The 21045-nt window shown below is 41.7% G+C and carries 18 protein-coding genes; 2 read left to right on the forward strand and 16 right to left on the reverse strand.

Going from position 1 to position 21045, the window contains the following annotated elements:
* Positions 1–43: 43 nt before the first annotated feature.
* Positions 44–1453 carry an NADP-dependent phosphogluconate dehydrogenase gene (gene gndA, locus AABM38_RS16095; RefSeq protein WP_423407323.1) on the reverse strand — a complete coding sequence of 470 codons (1410 nt, stop codon included), beginning with the start codon at positions 1451–1453 and terminating at the stop codon, positions 44–46.
* A 135-nt stretch (positions 1454–1588) separates the two neighbouring features.
* Positions 1589–2881, reverse strand: coding sequence for a DNA polymerase IV (locus AABM38_RS16100; RefSeq protein WP_423407324.1), 1293 nt, complete (start codon positions 2879–2881; stop codon positions 1589–1591).
* A gap of 342 nt (positions 2882–3223) precedes the next feature.
* Here AABM38_RS16100 and AABM38_RS16105 point away from each other — a divergent pair, with 342 nt between their 5' ends.
* Complete coding sequence (locus AABM38_RS16105; protein WP_423407325.1) at positions 3224–4936, forward strand: methyl-accepting chemotaxis protein; 1713 nt, start codon at positions 3224–3226, stop codon at positions 4934–4936.
* 71 nt (positions 4937–5007) lie between these two features.
* On the opposite strand, the gene AABM38_RS16110 is transcribed toward AABM38_RS16105, so the two are convergent.
* From AABM38_RS16110 to mce, 4 genes are all read right to left on the reverse strand, one after another.
* Complete coding sequence (locus tag AABM38_RS16110) at positions 5008–5490, reverse strand: chemotaxis protein CheW (RefSeq protein ID WP_423407326.1); 483 nt, start codon at positions 5488–5490, stop codon at positions 5008–5010.
* Positions 5491–5618: 128 nt separating this feature from the next.
* Entirely contained in the window at positions 5619–6740 is a 1122-nt protein-coding gene (locus AABM38_RS16115; protein WP_423407327.1) for a tripeptidase T, read from the reverse strand.
* A gap of 74 nt (positions 6741–6814) precedes the next feature.
* Positions 6815–8365: an acyl-CoA carboxylase subunit beta gene (locus AABM38_RS16120; protein ID WP_423407328.1), complete on the reverse strand. Its 1551-nt coding sequence runs from the start codon at positions 8363–8365 to the stop codon at positions 6815–6817.
* Positions 8358–8780, reverse strand: coding sequence for a methylmalonyl-CoA epimerase (mce, locus tag AABM38_RS16125; protein ID WP_423407329.1), 423 nt, complete (start codon positions 8778–8780; stop codon positions 8358–8360). The genes AABM38_RS16120 and mce overlap by 8 nt, the downstream gene beginning before the upstream one ends.
* 449 nt (positions 8781–9229) lie before the next feature.
* On the opposite strand from mce, the gene prli42 reads away from it, so the two are divergent.
* Positions 9230–9325 (forward strand): stressosome-associated protein Prli42, encoded by a 96-nt coding sequence (gene prli42, locus AABM38_RS16130; protein WP_335375805.1) that lies wholly within the window; start codon positions 9230–9232, stop codon positions 9323–9325.
* A 56-nt stretch (positions 9326–9381) separates the two neighbouring features.
* Here the strand turns inward: prli42 and AABM38_RS16135 are convergent, their stop codons facing one another.
* The 10 genes from AABM38_RS16135 to AABM38_RS16180 all read right to left on the reverse strand — a co-directional run bounded on the left by AABM38_RS16135 (position 9382) and on the right by AABM38_RS16180 (position 21016).
* On the reverse strand, positions 9382–9897 hold the full coding sequence (locus AABM38_RS16135; RefSeq protein WP_423407330.1) for a L,D-transpeptidase: 516 nt from the start codon (positions 9895–9897) through the stop codon (positions 9382–9384).
* Between the two features lie 26 nt (positions 9898–9923).
* Positions 9924–10919 carry an aromatic acid exporter family protein gene (locus AABM38_RS16140; protein ID WP_423407331.1) on the reverse strand — a complete coding sequence of 332 codons (996 nt, stop codon included), beginning with the start codon at positions 10917–10919 and terminating at the stop codon, positions 9924–9926.
* Between the two features lie 157 nt (positions 10920–11076).
* Positions 11077–11799, reverse strand: coding sequence for an amino acid ABC transporter ATP-binding protein (locus AABM38_RS16145; protein WP_423407332.1), 723 nt, complete (start codon positions 11797–11799; stop codon positions 11077–11079).
* A complete protein-coding gene (locus AABM38_RS16150; protein WP_335375809.1) occupies positions 11792–12451 on the reverse strand; it encodes an amino acid ABC transporter permease in 660 nt (219 codons plus the stop codon). Before AABM38_RS16150 ends, AABM38_RS16145 begins: the two co-directional genes overlap by 8 nt.
* A gap of 84 nt (positions 12452–12535) precedes the next feature.
* The gene (locus AABM38_RS16155) at positions 12536–13336 is read right to left on the reverse strand and encodes a transporter substrate-binding domain-containing protein (RefSeq protein WP_423407333.1); all 801 of its coding nucleotides are present in this window, start codon (positions 13334–13336) and stop codon (positions 12536–12538) included.
* A gap of 219 nt (positions 13337–13555) precedes the next feature.
* Complete coding sequence (locus AABM38_RS16160) at positions 13556–13993, reverse strand: BrxA/BrxB family bacilliredoxin (RefSeq protein ID WP_423407334.1); 438 nt, start codon at positions 13991–13993, stop codon at positions 13556–13558.
* 224 nt (positions 13994–14217) lie between these two features.
* Positions 14218–15351, reverse strand: coding sequence for a methylmalonyl Co-A mutase-associated GTPase MeaB (meaB, locus tag AABM38_RS16165; RefSeq protein WP_423407335.1), 1134 nt, complete (start codon positions 15349–15351; stop codon positions 14218–14220).
* Positions 15351–17531 carry a methylmalonyl-CoA mutase gene (gene scpA, locus AABM38_RS16170; protein ID WP_423407336.1) on the reverse strand — a complete coding sequence of 727 codons (2181 nt, stop codon included), beginning with the start codon at positions 17529–17531 and terminating at the stop codon, positions 15351–15353. Before scpA ends, meaB begins: the two co-directional genes overlap by 1 nt.
* Positions 17518–19485 (reverse strand): methylmalonyl-CoA mutase family protein, encoded by a 1968-nt coding sequence (locus tag AABM38_RS16175; protein WP_423407337.1) that lies wholly within the window; start codon positions 19483–19485, stop codon positions 17518–17520. The genes scpA and AABM38_RS16175 overlap by 14 nt, the downstream gene beginning before the upstream one ends.
* A 223-nt stretch (positions 19486–19708) precedes the next feature.
* A complete protein-coding gene (locus tag AABM38_RS16180; RefSeq protein WP_423407338.1) occupies positions 19709–21016 on the reverse strand; it encodes a dihydrolipoamide acetyltransferase family protein in 1308 nt (435 codons plus the stop codon).
* Between the last annotated feature and the right edge of the window lie 29 nt (positions 21017–21045).

Below are 21045 nucleotides of genomic sequence, written 5' to 3' on the forward strand. Positions count from 1 at the left end.
AGGTCGAATCTAATCGACCTTTTGAGTCAGCCTCTTTCCTTTATTATTCCATCCATTCTGTATGGAAGATTCCTTCTTTATCAATGCGCTGATACGTATGCGCTCCGAAGTAGTCTCGCTGCGCCTGAATCAGGTTAGCAGGCAGGGTTTCAGTTCTGTAGCTGTCAAAGTAAGACAGTGCTGCAGAGAAGCTAGGAACTGGAATACCGTTCAGCACTGCAGCAGAGATAATTTCACGGAGTGACTGCTGATAGCTTTGGGCAATTTCCTTGAAATACGGATCAAGCAGCAGGTTTTTCAAACCTGGATCGCGGTCATAAGCTTCCTTTATTTTTTGAAGGAATTGCGCTCTGATGATGCAGCCTCCGCGGAAAATCATGGCAATTTCACCATAGCTCAAATTCCAATTGTATTCTTCAGATGCTGCTCTCATTTGTGCAAAACCCTGGGCATATGAGCAAATCTTGCTTAAATACAATGCCTTGCGAATGGATTCAATGAAAGCTTCACGGTCGCCTTCAAAAGGTTTCGCTTCTGGTCCAGTCAGCACCTTGCTTGCTTCAACGCGCTCTTGTTTCATCGCTGATATAAAGCGGGCAAAAACAGATTCAGTGATGATTGGCAGAGGCACACCAAGATCAAGCGCACTCTGACTTGTCCATTTTCCAGTGCCCTTTTGACCGGCAGTATCCAAAATCATGTCAACTAAAGGTTTTCCTGTTTCTTCATCCTTTTTAGTAAATATGTCAGCAGTAATTTCGATTAGATAGCTATCCAACTCACCTTTATTCCAATCGGAAAATACTTGATGCAACTCTTCTGCACTGAGACCAAGAACATGCTTAAGCATAAAATACGATTCGGATATTAATTGCATATCTCCGTACTCGATGCCATTGTGGACCATTTTCACATAATGGCCTGCTCCATCCGGACCGATATACGTTGTACATGCTTCCCCATTGACTTTAGCAGAAATGTCCTGAAAAATAGGAGCAACTAAATCATAGGCTTCCTTCTGTCCTCCAGGCATGATGGACGGGCCATGCAGAGCACCTTCCTCGCCGCCGGATACGCCTGTTCCGATGAAGTGAAGTCCTAACTCACTCAATTCCTTGTTTCGACGCTGTGTATCGGCAAAAAATGTATTGCCTCCATCAATGATGATATCTCCTTTTTCAAGATATGGTTTCAACTGTTCGATTGTCGCATCTGTGGCTGCACCAGCTTTAACCATAAGCAAAATCTTGCGGGGCTTTTCAAGTGATTGGACAAATTCTTCAATCGTGTAGGTACCGACGAGATTTTTTCCTTTTGTTTCAGCCAGCATTTCATCCGTTTTCTCTCTAGAACGATTATAGACGGATACAGAATAGCCTCTGCTTTCAATATTCATCGCCAGATTCTTGCCCATGACTGCAAGACCTATAACTCCGATTTGCTGCTTTGACATTTTTCCAACTTCCCTTCTGTCTAAGACCAGGTTTTTAAATGCATACTCTATAATTTAGCAATGATAGATTTGGGTTGCAAACATTCAGACCTGTGCCCTTATTTATTTTGACTTAACAGCTTTCTGATAAACATTCTATTTATCTTTTCTCTCTTCATTGTCCTGCAACCTGCGGTCCTGCAGGAAATCTTTACTAAAGCTTGTATCTGTTCCTTTTGTTTCTTCAGGAAATTTATTTTTAATTTGTGAACCAGCACTCTCAATAATGCTTTTGCCATATTTCTCTCTCAACAGGCTCATAGTATTAATCAGCGGTTCTTTCCTTGCATCCTGCTCAAATGAGAAAAGATCCAGCTGTTTCACTGCTTGATCCGCTTCAAGAAGATCAGTACCAGTAATGCCCAACAGTCTTACCGGGTCCCCGTTCCAATGCTTAAGGAACAGTGTTTTGGCGGCAGCAGCAATTTCATCCTTTTTAGAAACAGGATTTTGGAGCTTCTGGCTCCGCGTAATGGTCTTCCTGTCCTTAAAACGAATCATGACACTTATATTCGTTGCCACCGCTTCCTTTCGCTTCATCCTGGCCGCTACTTGTTCAGAAAGCCTTTCAAGCACCTTCAAAAGCTCAACCTGGTTTGATACATCTCTCGGCAAGGTTGTGGAATTTCCAATACTTTTAAAATCATAGACTGAATCTGGATCGACTACCCGATTATCCTGGCCATTAGCTCTTTCCTTCAGCCTTATTCCGTTAATACCAAGCAGACCTTTCAGTTGAATGTCATTTGCCTCAGCCAAGCAGCCAATTGTGTTGATTCCGATATTTTTTAGTTTGTCCGCAGTTTTGCTTCCTACACCATGCATCTCTCCTGCCTCCAGCGGCCAGAGAATCCTCGGGATGTCACGTTTTCTTAATACCGTTATACCCATGGGTTTTTTCATATCGGAAGCAGTCTTAGCGAGAAATTTATTAGGAGCTATCCCAATACTGCATGGAAGATCTAACTGCTCTAGAATTCTTTTCTGAATGCTTTCTGCAATCTGCAGTGGAGAACCAAGCTCGGAACAGTCTGTGATATCCATATAGCCTTCATCAATCGAGACAGGCTCTACGAGCTCGGTGTATTGACGCAATAAATCAAACATGGCAGCAGAGGCTGATCTATAGCGTTCGAAATTCGGTTTTTTTATGATCAAGTCCGGGCATAGCTTCTTTGCCTCCCATAAGGGCATGGTTGTCCTGACGCCGAATTTTCTCGCCTCATAGCTGCAGGTTACAATAATCCCCCGGCGTTCCTCAGGATTCCCTGCTATTGCGAGCGGTTTCCCCTTTAAGTCTGCATCATATGCCATTTCAACCGAAGCATAGAAACTATTCATATCAACATGTAAAATAACCCTGCCTTGTTTCGGATACATCTCTTTCATGTCAGCCACTTCCCAAATATACGTTCCCTCTCATTTTATCAAAAAAGCCTGAGCAATACCTATAAGATGATCATGCAGCTGCCATTCCTAACTGGACAGATCATGAATTGATTCTTTTATAACCTTCCGCTCACTTTTATAAAATCGTTTGCTCATTGCAGCTTTTACAACGCTCTGCCAAAAGTTTTTTCAATAGAATTGCTCTTCCATAAAAGATGATACCGGATGTGAATTTTATGTGAAAAAAATTAAAAAATTAAAGAACTTAATGTAAATGCCGATATAAATACATACACAGGTAATATTTTTTAATGCCATTTATGCTAAAACGGAGGAATATTTATGCAGCATTGGTCTATCGGAAAGAAGTATGGAAGCGTTTTTATTTTTATTATGATGATTTTTCTAGGCAGCTTCGTCTATCTATCGACAGTGCTTAATAATCTGGCCGGAGCGATCGACCAGGCTGAAGATAAAAGCGATTATGCCATCATGATCAGCGATATGGGTTCCACTTTCCGGCAAAAGTATATTATCATTACAGATTACATAACTGAACCAAAACCAGAGCTGCTGGCAATCTATAAGAAGGAATCGGACAATTTCAATGAGTCTGCAGGAAAGTTGAAATCAAATGTTAAATCCGAGGAAGAAAAAGCTTTATATAATGCAATTATCAATACAGACAAACATATGGACAAAGTATGGGAAGAAGAAATATTGGCTACTGTAGAAGATTTCAAACAAAAAGGTGAACAGGTGGATATCTTCACTCAAATCAGCCTTGCCAATAAAGCTGAGACCATTCGGGATATGAATATCGATAAACTGAATTCCCTAAGAACTATCATTCTTGATGATCGAACAAAAATCATGAAGGAAACTCATTCATCGATCGCCTCCATGGTCCAGAATACATTTATCATTATGATCATAGCATTCGTCATCTCGTCGATTGCAATGTATTTTGTATCCCGAAACATCAGCAAGGGCTTAAAAGATGTGGTAGCTTATTGCAAGAAGCTTGCTGCCGGCGAATTGAATGTAAAGGTACTAGATACTAAAAGCAAGGATGAGGTTGGCCAGATTATTGCCGCTATGAACCAATTGTCCAGAAACCTAAAGGCATCAATCTCCAGCATCCTGTCATCTTCTGACCAGGTTAATGAAATGTCGAGAAATTTAAAGCTTAATGCAGAAGCAACGACTGAAGCGAATAACGAGATCACTTCTTCAATTATGCAAGTTGCATCGGCATCTGAGGAACAAGTAAAAATATCCGAACGTACAAATAATGCCGTCGAAAATGTTTCTTCACAGTTATTAGAGGTCACTGGATCGCTTAAAGAAACTCTTTATACGACATCTGTATCAAAGGAGAAAATTGAGCAGGGCAAACAGTATGCATTTAGCGTTACTGAACAGATGGATATGATTAATGAAAAAGTAAACGAATTATCGAATGTGATCCATTCACTGAAAAATAATTCTCAGGAAATCCATAGAATTATTGAGATTATTACTGATATCTCTAATCAGACAAACTTGCTTGCACTTAACGCTGCAATTGAAGCAGCACGGGCCGGTGAACATGGTAAGGGATTTGGCGTCGTAGCACAAGAAGTCCGCAAGCTCGCTGAACAATCAGCCGGAGCGGCTGAAAGCATCCGCAATATTCTTGAACAGACCGGGAAGGAAACTAATCAGGCCGTAAATGTCATGGATGAAAGCCAGGCGACCGTATTGAAAGGAAATGAACTTGTGGAAAAAGTGGCGATTACTTTTACTGAAATCGCAGAATCGATTGAAGAAGTAAGCATGAAAGGAAACCAAGTAAGCGAAGCAGTAGTAAACGCGAATGAAAAAATGGAGTTTATGGCTCAATCTGCAACTGAAGTGATCACTGCATCATCAAAGTCTGCACTATTCCTTGAACAGGTTGCTGCCACAACTGAAGAACAAAACGCAACAATGCAGGAGCTCTTGGAATCATCAGGTAAACTTTCCAGCATGGCAGAGGATTTGCGAAAATCGTTTTCAAGCTTCAAGTTATAGATAAATAAAAACAAGGCTGGTTCACATTGAACCAGCCTTGTTTTTATTCAATTAAAGTTAAAATCATTTTCTTAATTATGTAATTCATGCTTCTCTTTTTGCATATATTCCTTGATTTCCTTAATACCTTCAAGTGACTGTATCAGCGTTTCCGGATCTATGACCATGATCATACGTTTATCAAAATTAGCAATACCTGTAATGAATATTGTTTTTTGATAGGCAATCAGTCCTGGCTGCTTCAAATTTCCAGCTGGAATTTCCAGAATTTCCTTAGCATCCCTAACTAAAGTACCAATTGAAATATCAGCTGTCTGCAAAACAATCAGTCTAGTTTTTTCATCAGCTTGTATATCACGGCCATAAAGGACTTTTTCTAAGTCAATTACAGGAATCAAGTCGCCCCTAACCTTAGTAATCCCTGTGACATAATCGGGCATATGAGGAATCGCTGTCATTCCTTCAAGCTTCTCTATCGAAATGACATAGAGGATTGGGAAAGCATACTCTTCATTCCCTGCCTGAAAAACTACCGTCTTATTGGTTTCAGCCATGGAGTTCACATCCTTTGTAAAATTTCTGTCTATTACTCTATCAACAATATAACATTTTATTCCTGCAAGAGTAAGTAGCAATTGGAAATAACAAAAAAGGACTTCCATGTTGGAAGCCCTTTTAAGTCTTATTGTGCAGCCACTTCTTGAATTAAAGCAATGACCATTTCTCCAAGCTTTTCTAGCTCTTCGATCGGCATTCTTTCATTTGTTGTGTGAATTTCTTCGTAGCCTACAGCAAGGTTAACAGTCGGAATGCCGAAACCTGCAATTACGTTAGCATCACTGCCGCCGCCGCTGTGCAGCAACTCACAGCTTCTGCCGATTTTAGCTGCCGCTTTTCTTGCCAGTTCAACGACAAGATCTCCTTCGCCAAATTTAAATCCTGGATACATCACTTGAACATCGACATCCGCTTTGCCGCCCATTTCTTGTGCAGCAGATTCAAATGCTTCCTTCATTTTCTTTACCTGAGCTTCCATCTTTTCAGGAATCAACGAACGAGCTTCGGCAAGTATTTCAACATGGTCACAAACGATATTCGTTTGAGTTCCACCCTGGAAACGTCCAATATTCGCAGTAGTTTCCTCGTCGATACGACCTAATGGCATTCTTGCAACAGCCTTTGCAGCAATCGTAATGGCGGACACACCCTTTTCAGGAGCAACCCCTGCATGAGCAGTTTTTCCATGAATTACAGCGGCAACTTTTGCTTGAGTTGGGGCTGCAACAATAATATTGCCTACCTTGCCATCACTATCAAGCGCATAACCGTATTTTGCTTTTACCAAAGACGGATCAAGAGCTTTTGCTCCAACAAGTCCTGATTCTTCACCTACCGTAATGATGAACTGGATTGTTCCATGCTCGATTGATTGTTCCTTTAAAACCTTTATCGTTTCAAGCATGACTGCAAGGCCTGTCTTATCATCAGCTCCCAGAATCGTTGTTCCATCAGTGACTACATAACCGTCCTTAATGGAAGGCTTCACGCCTTTGGCAGGAATGACCGTATCCATATGCGAAGTAAAGTAGATTGTATCTACTCCCTCCTTTGTGCCATTCAATGTACAAATCAGGTTTCCTGCTCCATGTCCTGTCACTGCAGTCGTGTCATCCTCGATTACCTCAAGTCCTAAATCAGTGAATTTCTGCTTCAGGACGCGGGCGATTTCTGTTTCGTATTTCGTTTCAGAGTCAATTTGGACTAGCTCCAAGAACTCATTTAATAAACGTTCGTTATTTATCATCTAAGCCGACCTCCAATTATGTATATACTATTTGAGTATACCGTTAAATGAATTACAACAGCAAATACAAAATATTAGAGCGGGATATTTCCATGTTTCTTGCCCGGCCTGTCCTCTTTCTTAGTGCGCAGCATTTCAAGCGCCTGTATCAGCTTGATCCTTGTATCGCGTGGATCGATAACATCATCCACCATACCCTGGCTTGCAGCCACATAAGGATTAGCGAATTTTTCGCGGTACTCATCAATTTTCTGCTGCCTTGTCTGTTCAGGATTCTCACTATTTTGGATTTCCTTTGCAAAAATGATATTCGCCGCTCCTTGTGGGCCCATAACAGCTATTTCAGCATTTGGCCATGCAAAAACAAGATCAGCACCAATTGACTTACTATTAAGAGCCACATAAGCACCGCCATATGCTTTTCGTAAAATGACCGTAAGCTTAGGAACAGTTGCTTCTGAATACGCATAAAGGATTTTCGCACCATGGCGTATGATTCCTCCGTGCTCCTGCTTAATTCCAGGGAAGAATCCAGTAACATCTTCAAATGTGATAATTGGGATGTTAAATGAATCACAGAATCTGATAAATCTTGATGCCTTGTCGGATGAATCGATATCCAGTCCGCCTGCCATCACCTTTGGCTGGTTGCAAACAAGACCAACTACCTCACCCTTAATCCTTGCGAGACCAATGACAATGTTCTTCGCAAAATCCTTCTGTATTTCCAGGAAACTTTCGTTGTCAACCACCTGCTCAATAACCTTGCGGACATCATATGGTCTGACGGCATCAAAAGGGACAACATCGGTTAAATCTGGTCTATAATCATCCTTAGAATCTGCTACAAGCCGCGGCGGCTTTTCTTCATAACTTTGCGGCAAATAGCTTAACAGCAGTCTAACCTGCTTTAGTGTTTCTTCTTCCGATTGTCCATGGAAATGAGCATTCCCGCTGATTGTATTATGCACAATTGCTCCGCCTAAATCCTCAGCGGAAATCTTTTCCCCTGTCACAGTTTCAATAACCTTGGGACCTGTGATGAACATTTGGCTTGTTTTCTCGACCATGAACACAAAATCCGTGATTGCCGGAGAATATACCGCTCCGCCTGCGCATGGACCCATAATGACGGAAATTTGAGGAATGACTCCTGAATAGATAGAATTACGATAAAAAATCTGTCCATATCCATCAAGAGATACAACGCCTTCCTGAATTCTAGCACCACCTGAATCATTCAGGCCAACAAATGGCGCTCCGTTTTTAGCAGCCAAGTCCATTACATTCGCAATTTTTTTTGCATGCATTTCACCAAGTGCTCCACCAAATACAGTGAAGTCCTGAGAGAACAAATAAATTGGACGGCCGTTCACTTTCCCATATCCTGTTACAACACCATCCCCAGGGCCTTTTTGGTTCTCCAGTCCAAAATCAGTGCTGCGGTGCTGTATGAACGGATTCAATTCCACAAAGGTTTCAGGATCAACAAGCAGCTCAATCCTTTCACGTGCAGTCAGCTTGCCTTTTTCATGCTGCTTTTCAATCCGATCATCTCCGCCACCTAGCTCGATTTCCCTGCGGCGATCGTATAGTTCATTGATCTTTTCATATATATCAGGCATTTTTCTCCGCCTCCCTGTCTTTCTCACATAATTCATAAAGAATGCTTCCGGTTGATTTTGGGTGCATAAAAGCTACCAGTGCGCCTCCTGCTCCCTTTTTGGGAACATCCTGTATCATTCTGATGCCATTTTCTTTCATGTCCTTAATTCGTTCCTGAATGGATTCCACACCTAATGCAACATGATGGATGCCTTCTCCTCGTTTTTCAATGAATTTGGCAATCGCGCTTTCCTCTGAAATCGGTTCCAAAAGTTCCAGCTTGGTTTCCCCTGCTTTAAGAAAAGCTACTTTTACCTTTTCGCTGTCTACTTCCTCAATCCCAATCAATGGCAGCTTCAGCACATCTGTATAAAATGGGAGGGCATGCTCAAGAGATTTGACAGCAATTCCGATATGGTCGACCTTTTTAATCATGTGATATGCCTCCTATTACTATTCGAATATATTTAATCATTTTATTATTCGATATAAATGTCACAAATCCTTCTTATTTAAATATGGTTTTTAGATTGATTAGAGAATAAGGGATTGGCATAATATTAAGGATAGGTATAATAAATATTCTTTAACTATATTTTTCACACTATCATAAATAGCAGCATTGGTCGCAAATAGAATCTCATTTTGAAACATTTTCTCGAGTTCTGTCACTGAAACATGGAACATCCCCAAGTGACCTTTTCTGAAGTTAGTTCACCATATTGGTCAGAATTCACACCATATTGATCAGAATTCACTCTACTTGACCAAGAATTATATTACCGCTTTAGGCTCAATAGCTTGGATTAGAAAAAGAGTTGTTGATTTCCTCAATGGGATGTAAAATAAGAAGAGGACAAAAGCGATGGAAGGGGGAAATTTTCATGCGTAAGCCAAATACCAGGAAGGTAGTAGTCTATATCATGCTTTTAACTATGCTTGCTTCAACCCTTCTTATGGGCCTGTCAACATTCTTATAAATTTCTATTTTTAAACCATATAAAAAATTTAAGGACTGTCAGATGACAGTCCTTTTTTATTTGCTTATAGCTCCCTGCTCCTTACCAAGTTCCAGAAAACTTTTGGAGGAGGATGTAATGAGTATTTTTGTTCCTAAAGGAATGTATTCATATAATGATGCAACAGCTTCATTTTGGATACGTACGCATCCCTGGGATATTTTTTTTCCTATGCTTGAGGGGTCATTTGTTCCATGAATTCCATACGTTCTTCCGTCGGTATTCTCAGCATCAAAACCAATCCATCTGCTGCCTAGAGGGTTTTCCGGATTCCCCCCAGGGATATCCTTTTTGCGGTAATATGGGTTTTGCGCCTTGACTGTCACTGTAAAAAGTCCTTCTGGAGTTAAATCTTCGGTTTTTCCTGTCGCGGCTGAAACAATCGTCTGGACTCTATTCTCGTTAATTAGCGCTACTTCATTTGTCTGCTTATTCACGATCAAAAATGGATCTCCTGGCAAGGGATTTGGTCCTAGAGGCCAAATTGGCGAAAAGACAATGGCAGCTAGCAATATAGAAATAAAGCCTGGCATAATGTTCCCTCCGTTGTTTATTTCTGTTAGGTTGCCCCGGATGCTTCCTTTTCATGCCCATTGTGACTTGTTTTTAATCCCTTGAAGGACCTTTTCAATAAAAGGAACTGCTCCATCTCGTTGACAAAATGCAGCAGTGCTGCACGCGACTCAAATTCCTCTCTCGTTTTTGGAAGTTCCATATTCTCAAATTCAGCCTTCATTCTCATCAGTTTTTCAAGATGGAATAATACTGTATTGCCAGGATTGATTCCTTTTGAAAGAGTCTCAACAAACTCTGCTACCATGGTTCCTTGTTGAACTTGTCGTGGAATCGAAGTAATAGAGGGCAACACCCGTTCAATAATTTCGAATTGTTTTTCCCTGATTCTAAAATATTGATAATATAAATTTTCATCTCTTAAAAAATTATTTTCCACATCCAGAAGTGCAAGAGCCTTTGCCTTCTCAATCAATCTTGCTGTTTCGGTCAATTCTCTGCCATCCCAGCTGCTGTCATTATTCTTTATGTAGATGGCGATTTCGCTGAAAATCTTCTTGAAATGCCTTTCTATATCCCGCTGGTATTCTTCAAGTTTATTATCAACGCTGGGCATGTAAAAATTCATGATCAAGGCAACCCCGATGCCAATCGTGATAATCCCAAGTTCATTCAAAAGCAAAACGGAAGTTACATTTCCAGCCGAATAAATATGCATGATGATGACACTGCTGGATACGACACCTTCTTTGGCGCCAGCCACTACGACCGTCGGAATAAAAAAGAGCAATAGCAGCCCAATGACAAGTGGATGGTACATAATCCCTTCAAAGAAAATGGCTGAAAATATCATAGCGATGATACAGGCGAGGAACCGATGCCAAGATGCCTGAAGTGACCGTTTCTTAGTAACCTGGATGCAAAGGATCGTCAAAATCCCTGCAGATACAAAATTCCCGAATCCGAGATACTGGGCAATCATAATGGATGCTGCTGTGCCCAGCGCTGTTTTTAATGTGCGGTAGCCTATTCTAAATTTCACCTTTATTTCTCCTAATATAGAATGCTTAAGCGGCAATTACACTGGGCCTTATCCTGACCCAGACATAATAAAACAAAAAGATGACCATACCTTATAAGATATGGTCACCCTCTAGTTTAGCAGAAAGGCAAAGCATTACAAAAGCAACGCTTGCTTTCTAGAGCATTTTTTCAAGGAACACTTTTGCTCTCTCGCTTTTCGGACTGCCAAAAAATTCTGCAGGCGGAGCATCCTCAACCAGCACACCGCCATCAAGGAACAATACTCTGTCCGCAACTTCACGGGCAAATCCCATTTCATGTGTGACAATTGCCATTGTCATACCCGTATGAGCAAGGGACTTCATAACCTCAAGCACCTCTTTAACCATTTCCGGGTCAAGTGCAGAGGTTGGTTCATCAAAAAGCATTACTTCAGGGTTCATTGCCAGCGCGCGTGCAATCGCTACACGCTGCTTCTGGCCTCCTGAAAGTCTGTTTGGATATTCATTTGACTTTTCGGAGAGTCCGACCTTATCGAGGAGTGCTAGACCGTGCTTATCAGCCTCCACCTTTGACATGCCCTTCACTTTGATTGGTGCATATGTCACGTTCTGCAGCACCGTCATATGGGGGAACAAGTGAAAGTGCTGAAATACCATTCCAACATTTTCACGGACTTTCTTGATATTTGTTTTCTTGTCGGTAACATTCTCCGAGCCAATAAAAATTTGGCCGCTAGTTGGCTGTTCAAGCAAGTTCATGCAGCGAAGGAAGGTTGATTTCCCTGACCCTGAAGGTCCAATGATCGCAACTACTTCGCCGTTTTCAATATTAGTAGTTATGCCCTTCAAAACCTCCAGCTTGCCAAAAGATTTATGAAGATTTTGTACTTTAATCACTTTGTCTCATTCTCCTTTCAACTGCCTTGCCGATAAATGTCAAGGAGATGACCATTAGATAATAAATGAGGCCTGCAAAGATCAACGGCTCGAAAAATCTGTACTGCTCACCGCCGACAATATATGATCTGCGCATAATATCATCTACTGCGATGACCGTAACAATCGCAGATTCCTTTGTAAGGGTAATGAATTCATTCATCAATGCTGGCAGGATATTCTTCATTGCCTGAGGCAGGATGATATCCCACATCATTCGTTTGTTAGGAACGCCTAGTGCCATGGCTGCTTCCTTCTGGCCTTTATCTACAGCTAAAATTCCCGCACGGATAATTTCAGAAATATATGCTCCCGAGTTTAAAGAGAATGAAACGACAGCTGCTGTATAAGCGGCAATTTCGAAGCCGATTATTTGTGGTGCGCCATAATAAATGATCATCAGCTGCAGGATGAGCGGAGTACCACGAAAAATCGAAGTATAAAGATCAGCAAACCAATTCAAAGCCTTTGATGAACTGATTTTGAATATGGCAAGGATAATGCCAAATGCAAAACCAAGTAGGCCTGCAACCAATACAATTTTAAGAGTTACGCCGATTCCCTTTAATATATATGGCAATGAAGGGAGGATGGCGGTGAAATCCAGATTCATATTATTAACAACCCTCTCTATCTATTTCATGAAGGAGAAAGGCGTTCAGAAGACATAACCATTCTGAACGCCTGTTTTTTATTCTTACTTCTCTCCGCCAAACCATTTAACAACTAGCTTTTCCACTTCGCCATTTTCCATTTTTTCTTTAAGTACTTTATTAAATTCATCTGTCAGCTTGCTTCCCTTAGGGAATGCAATGGCAGAACCTGCATCTTCTTCGCTTTCTTCTTCAATAGTGAAACCTGAAAGATCCTTATCATTCTTGAAGTAGCCTTCTGCCACAGTATCTTCGATAATGGCTGCATCAATACGTCCTGCCTTGATTTCCTGAATCAATTCAGGGATTCTTGTACGCTTTTCCACTTTAATTTTTACTGTTTCGCCAATTTCTTCTGCCTTGCCTTCCTGGATAGAAGCTAACTGAACACCAACTGTCTTATCCTTCAGATCTTCAATTGACTTGATGTTGCTGTCCTTTGCTGAAACAATCATATGCTTAGCTGTATAATAAACATCTGTAAAATCTACGCTTTTTTTGCGCTCCTCAGTAGGCGTCATACCAGCCATAACAAAATCAACACGGTCTGCCTGAATTGCTCCAATTAGACCATTGAAATCCATATCTTTAACTTCAACCTTATAGCCAAGTTCCCCGGCGATCAGGTTTGCAAGGTCAATATCAAAACCAATGATCTCATCACTCTTAGCTGTTTCAACATATTCAAATGGAGGGTAATCTGCTGAAGTACCCATTGTTAACACTTTCTTTTCTTCACCGTTGCCACTTGCATTTTCTTCTTTTTCTTTTGATGATGTGCCGCAAGCAGCCAAAACACCCATAATTAAAATACTGATCATAAAAATAGATAATGCCTTTTTCACTTGTTTTCCTCCTATAACTTTTAGAAAATTTTATATTTTTAAAATCAATAAATATATTATTATCTGAAACCTTATAGCTTTTCAAGTAAGATCTATTGATAATAAATATTCAACATAATGCATTTTAACACATACTCATATTTATGCAATAATATTTTTAAATATAAAATTAAAAAACAAAAAAAGAATCCCAAATAGTATGGGATTCTCAAAATTAAATTATACTTCTTCACAATATTCTTCAAATGCATTCTGAAGTTTATTTACCACTGCCATAGGATCATGTCCCTCAATCTCATGGCGCTCGATCATGGTAATTAACTTTCCATCCTTCAGCAAGGCAAAAGATGGGGATGAAGGAGGATAACCTGTGAAATAGCTTCTTGCTTTTTCAGTTGCTTCTTTATCCTGTCCAGCAAAAACGGTTACTAGATGGTCAGGACGCTTATCGTAGTGGAGGGAATGCGCCGCAGCTGGGCGTGCAATGCCACCGGCACATCCGCACACGGAGTTGACCATCACAAGTGTTGTTCCCTCTTTTGCTAATGCCTGTTCTACATCTTCACCTGTCGTCAGTTCTGAATATCCTGCTGCCACTATTTCCTGGCGTGCTTGACGGACAACATCATTCATAAAAAAATTGAAATCCATGCTCATATAAATTATCTCTCCTCTGCTGGAATCTATCAAGTACATGGTTATATGATAACAATTAAATAAAAATTTTCAAAGTATGTTTAACTCTTCCGTATTCAGGGAAATGTATCAATACAGCTAGATCCATACCCCTAAACTCCCTAGATGAAGGACAACGGCATAATTACCGTTGTCCACTTTTTTTGAAAGTAATGAAAGAAACAGGCTGTCCGCCGCTGGGCAGCCTATTTTTTTGAATTGAAATAGGCATTGAACAACTCTTCAACAGCAGAGGCTACAGGCCTGCTCCCTGAAATGACTTCGTTTTCCACCTTAGGGAGCATGAGTTTTATCATTGGATGTTGAAAGAAATTCGCCTGCAATTGGTCAATAACCATATCGTTCAGCCACTCTTTTGCCTGGCTTCGTCGACGGTCAGAAAAGGCGCCGCTTTCTTTTGTACAGCTTTCAAAGTTTGAAATGGTATGCCAAACCTCCTCCATGCCTTTGTTATGCAAAGCGGAACAGGTCAAAGCGACTGTCTCCCAGCCTTTTGTGGCAGGCTGTAGAAAATGGAGGATACGGTTATATTCTTCTTTCGTCTTCCTCGCTATTTGTTCATTTGGACCATCTGCTTTATTAACAATAACAGCATCTGCCAGCTCCATTATTCCCTTCTTCATACCTTGAAGTTCATCGCCAGCACCGGTGAGAACGAGGAGCATGAAGAAATCGACCATATTCCTGACAATTACCTCGCTTTGGCCTACCCCTACAGTTTCGACTAGAATCACATCAAAGCCAGCAGCTTCACAAACAAGCATCGTTTCACGGGTTTTTCGATGGACCCCACCGAGCTTTCCTCCTGAAGGAGAAGGCCGGATGAATGCCAGGGGATTTCTTGCAAGATTTTCCATCCTTGTTTTGTCCCCCAGGATGCTCCCTCCGGTCAAACTTGAAGTTGGGTCGACAGCCAGGACTGCAACTTTGTGTCCTAGGCTGCATAAATAGGTTCCAAAGCTCTCAATAAAGGTACTTTTTCCAGCTCCCGGCACACCTGTGATCCCTATTCTTACCGCAGAACCTGTATCTGGCAGAAGCAGCTGCAGCAGATACTGCCCTGCATGAAAATCTTGCTCTGCATTGCTTTCAATCAAGGTGATTCCCTTTGCCAGTGCAGTTCTGCTTCCACTTTTAATTTCGTCGGCGAGCTTTGAGGGATCAAGCTTAGCGGCACTGCTTTTTTTTACGAACCGCCCTGTTTTTCCCGTGTTAACCTTGCTGGACACTCCTGTGTCAGTCACTCCTGGCTTCACTATACTCGAAAAGAAATCTGCCTTTTCCGGATCGAACCATTCAGGCTTTTTCTCGTCTGCCATTATTCGGACACTTCCTCGTAGCCCAGGCGATCATAGATTGTTCTCAAAACCTTCTGGGCCGCTGCTGGAATAACAGTGCCTGGTCCAAAAATCGCACTTGCGCCGTTTTCATACAGGAATTCATAATCCTGTGCCGGGATAACACCGCCGACTATGACGACAATATCTTCACGCCCCAGCTTCTTCAATTCCTTTACTAGCAGTGGAAGCAGCGTTTTATGTCCTGCTGCAAGGGAGCTGATTCCAATCGCATGGACGTCATTCTCGACAGCCTGGATTGCCGTTTCCTCAGGAGTTTGGAACAATGGACCGATGTCGACATCAAAACCCAGGTCTGCAAAAGCGGTTGAAATGACTTTAGCACCGCGGTCGTGACCATCCTGACCCATTTTAGCAATCATAATACGCGGTCTTCTTCCTTCATTTTCAAGGAATTCCTCTGTCATTTGCTGCACTTCGGCTATCTCTTCTTCATTAGTGAATGCAGAACTGTAAACGCCGCTGATTGACCGAATAATCGCTTTATGCCGGCCTGCTGCCTTTTCAATCGAATCGGAAATCTCTCCAAGAGAAGCACGCACCCTTGCTGCCTTGACTGCCAGTTCCAGGAGATTGCCCTCCCCTGTTTCGGCCGCATCTGTAAGTTCCTTCAACGCGATTTCAACTTTTTGATTATCACGATTTTCTTTTAAATTCTTAAGCCTTTCGATTTGTTTTGCCCGGACAGCAGTATTGTCAATATCCAGGATTTCAAGTGGATCTTCTTTATCAAGCTTATATTTATTGACCCCGATGATCGTTTCTTTTCCAGAATCGATTTGTGCCTGGCGCCGGGCTGCCGCTTCTTCAATCCTCATTTTTGGAAGGCCTGTTTCAATTGCTTTGGCCATGCCTCCAAGGTTTTCAATTTCTTCAATATGCTTCCATGCACGTTCGATCAGCGAGTCAGTCAGGCTCTCGACGTAGTAGCTGCCTGCCCAGGGATCGATCACTTTAGTAATGCCGGTTTCTTCCTGAAGAAACAGTTGTGTATTGCGAGCAATCCTTGCAGAAAAATCAGTTGGCAATGCAATTGCTTCATCCAGTGCATTCGTATGGAGCGATTGAGTATGGCCCATTGCAGCTGCATGCGCTTCAATCAAGGTGCGGATGACATTATTATAAGGATCCTGTTCTGTCAGGCTCCATCCGGATGTTTGCGAATGAGTTCTTAACGCCATAGATTTCTCATTTTCAGGATTGAAAGTTTTGATCATTTTTGCCCAGATGAAACGGGCTGCTCTCATCTTGGCTACTTCCATGAAATAATTCATGCCTATTGCCCAGAAAAATGACAACCTTGGTGCGAACGAGTCAATATCAATTCCTGCTTTCAGGCCTGTCCTCACATATTCTAAGCCATCAGCAAGGGTGTAAGCCAATTCGATATCAGCGGGTGCTCCTGCTTCCTGCATATGATAGCCTGAGATACTGATTGAATTGAATTTAGGCATGTACTTTGACGTATATTCAAAGATATCTGCAATAATTTTCATCGACATTTCTGGAGGATAAATATAAGTGTTCCTCACCATATATTCCTTGAGAATGTCATTTTGGATGGTTCCAGACAATTTATCCTGTGTTACTCCTTGTTCTTCCGCTGTAACAATAAAAAATGCCATGATCGGCAATACTGCCCCGTTCATTGTCATTGAAACAGACATTTGGTCCAAAGGGATCCCATCGAATAAAATTTTCATATCCAAAATTGAATCGATCGCTACTCCTGCCTTGCCGACATCTCCCTCAACACGAGGGTGGTCCGAATCATAGCCACGATGTGTAGCCAGGTCGAAAGCAACGGACAGCCCCTTTTGTCCCATTGCAAGATTCCGCCTGTAAAAAGCATTGCTTTCCTCGGCAGTCGAGAATCCAGCATATTGCCGGACAGTCCAGGGACGATTGACGTACATGGCTGGATACGGTCCTCTCGTATACGGAGGTAATCCAGGTTTGCCGTCAAGATGCTCTGCTGCGTTTGTATCTTTTTTTGTATAAACTGGCTTCACTTTAATTTGTTCATTTGTCTCGAATAACAAAGCATCTATCGTTTGGCTGATTTCACGATCAATTTGCTCTTTGTTTACTGGCTTTTCATTCCCAAACAATCTAACTTTTGCAAAATCAGGCTTTTGCATGTGAGCTCACCTCCATATCATGAAGCAATGAAGATAGAATCTGATACGCATCGCTTCTTAGATGAATAAAGTCTATAATCCCAGCTGCCTTCCAATCTGCTTCATTCCCATCAGGCAAACCTGCTAAATAAAGCTTTGCTTCTGGATGCTGTTTTTTTATCTCATCTACAAGTTCAGGCCCGAGTATTGCATAATCCGAACCATCTCCGCTAATGACATATTGTGAAATATTCTTAGAGTTAATAAAATCGATGGCAGCCGCAGAATCTTTAAGCTCACCGCTTCTAACAGAGTCTATCCCGCCGGCGGCAAGCAATCCTGTTATAAAATCTGCTCTTGCTTTATGTTTTTTCAGTTCCCCTAAACAGATTAAACCGATCGAAGGTTTCATACCAGTTACATTTGTGAGTTTTTCTGCCCTGAATCGCAATTTTTCATATGGTTCCGATAATCTTTTCGGTATTAAAGGGCTAAAATTTCTAGTTGTTTTCAATTGTACTATTCCACTAGATAAAGGTTTCCCAGCAGAGAACATTGCCATGAAATCAGCGAGCGTTTTATCGCTAAAGACTCTTTCAATCTCTGCATAAGCCTGTTCACTGAAATGTTCGGAGAGATTTGCATATACATTGGTTCCGATGATGCTTTTTTTGCGCTTAAAAATGTCTTTTTCGCGCTCTTTAGCAATTTGGTCGATCTGCTCCTGCAGCCAGCCAATTTTGAGGACTTCCATTATTCCACCCTTGCTGTCAATTTCGAGGAAAAACTCCCATGCCTTTTCTGCGAGCTGCCTGGTAAGAGATTCAATGTACCATGATCCACCTGCCGGATCAGCAACTTTTTCCAAATGCGCTTCGGACTTCAGGATTAGCTGAGTATTTCTGGCCACTCTCTCAGAAAACGTATCACCATGCCCTAAAGCTTCATCGAATGTTCCAGTTCGAAGGTACTGTACTCCGCCAAGAACAGCTGCAAAAGCTTCATTGCCAATTCGAAGCATATTTACGTATGGATCAAAAACGGTTTTCGTGAACAAAGATGTCTCTGCTGAAATTTCCATTTTACGTTCTTGTTCTCCTGCTCCAAATGCCTCAACTGTTTTATTCCATAAAAGACGGGCAGCCCTTAGCTTTGCTGTTTCCATAAAGAAATTGGAGCCGATCGCAAAATGGAAGATCATTTTTGATAACGCTTTCTCCAGCTTCCAGCCTCGATCCATTAATTTTTGCAGAAGATAAACACCAGTTGAAATGGCAATTGCAAGTTCCTGAACAGTATTTGCACCGCTATTATGATAGGGTGAAGTGTTCACTAAAACAGTTTTCAAGCCAGGCAAAAGTTTATTTGCTTCTTCTAGATTTCTTGACCACTCGCTAAAGAACTGTTCTTCTTCTATTGGCAGTGCTCCTGATAAACTCGCTTCTGCAACTGGATCAACAGCGACAAAACCTGTAATGTTCATATCCGTTTCAGCTTTATTTTTCGCTTGAATTAAAGCAGCAAGCAATGGCGCCTGAAGGTAACCGGCGTCAACGCTGAATGGATAATCACTTTTGAATTTCTCAAAAAAAGACACTAACTTTTTGCTATCTGCAAACAATACCGGTCTCACTTCAAACGAGACAGCTGTTTGCCCTTTTGCTAGAGCAGCTGATATTTTTTCTTCCAGTTCCTCCAGGTTTGTATAAGCTAAACGGTTTGCGATTTGCCATGGTCTCGACTGATAGCCTAGTGGATCATTCCCACGCCTGAAATCTCCCTTCCCTGGAATATCAGCAATCGGATCCTCGATGATATCTTCCAGTGTATAGAGCGGTTTGAGCATAAATTGTTCGTATGTATTTGTATAAAGAGTATCGATTGGTTTTCCTTTTAACGATGCTAACGCTTTTTCCCGCCAATCTTCCAATGAAGCATTATTAAATTTCGTAGCTTTCATGTTTTCAATGGTCATTATTCAACTGTCCACTTTATTAGACAGCCTGCCCCCCTTCATACATAAATTGCAATAAAATTCGCATTTTTCTTTCCCTCTTTATTTTAGTACACGATGGCTGTTCTAGCAACGAAGTGCAACTCAATATAAAAGCCGCTGCTAACCGAGCAGCGGCTTTTAATATTATTTATAGTGGGTCATACATATTCCCGCATAATATTGCAAGTGTAAAAAAGAGCTATTAATAAATTGACGTTGTCTCTTTAGAAGTATGCTCGAGAATTTCTTTTACTCTCTGAAGGAAACGGCCGCAAACAAGTCCATCAAGTACACGGTGATCAAGTGAGAGACATAAGTTCACCATATCTCTGACAGCAATCATGCCATTGTTCATTACAATCGGACGCTTAACGATGGATTCAACCTGCAGGATGGCAGCCTGCGGATAGTTGATGATTCCCATAGATTGGACTGAACCGAAAGAGCCAGTATTATTGACAGTAAATGTACCGCCCTGCATGTCGTCTGAGCGGAGTTTGCCAGTGCGTACTTTCTGGGCAACCTCAGTAATTTCACGAGCAATACCTTTGATTGTTTTTTCGTCTGCGTTTTTGATAACAGGCACAAATAATGCATCATCTGTAGCAACAGCAATAGAAATATTGATATCTTTTTTCTGGATGATCTTATCTCCAGCCCACATGGAATTAATCTGCGGATATTCCTTGAGCGCCTGAGCAACTGCTTTTACAAAGAAGGCAAAGAACGTTAAATTGAAACCTTCTTTTATCTTGAAATCATCCTTGATGTAATTTCTGTATTCAACCAAATTTGTGACATCCACTTCCACCATTGTCCAGGCATGCGGCGCTTCATGCTTGCTTCGAAGCATATTAGCCGCAATTGCTTTGCGGATTCCTGTAACCGGTATTTCGATGTCTCCTGCAGCTACAGGGACAGATGGGGCAGGTGCAGATTGAACTGCGGCTGGCTGCGCTTCGGTTGAAGGCTGTGAAGCAGCCGGTTGAACCGGTGCAGCTTCTGATTTTTCAGCTGGCTTGGCAGCAGATACCTGTGGAATATTGCCAGACTCAATGACTTTCTGCAAATCCTTACGGGTAATCCTGCCTCCTGCACCGCTGCCTTTAACCTGGGAGAGATCGATGTTATTTTCCTGTGAAAGCTTCAGCACTGCTGGAGAATATCTAGTTTTGCTTCCTTCATTCACAACATCAGGTGCTTGAGCTGCATCCCCAGCAGAAGACACTGCTTCTCCAGATGTTTCAGGAGCTTTATCAGTGCCTCCTCCTTCTATTTCGATCGTGCAGATGATTTCCCCTACTGCTAATGTATCTCCTTCACTTGCAATCAATTCCTTGATCGTTCCAGCAAATGAAGATGGTACTTCAGCATTGACCTTATCAGTCATCACTTCTGCAAGCGGATCATATTTATTCACTTTGTCCCCAACGGAAACAAGCCATTTGCTGATTGTTCCTTCCGTTACACTCTCGCCTAATTGGGGCATTTTGATTTGTTCGATAGCCAAGGTTGACCCTCCTTCTCCGACTCATTCAG

This window comes from Heyndrickxia sp. MSNUG (assembly GCF_049532715.1).
Taxonomy (GTDB): domain Bacteria; phylum Bacillota; class Bacilli; order Bacillales; family Cytobacillaceae; genus Mesobacillus.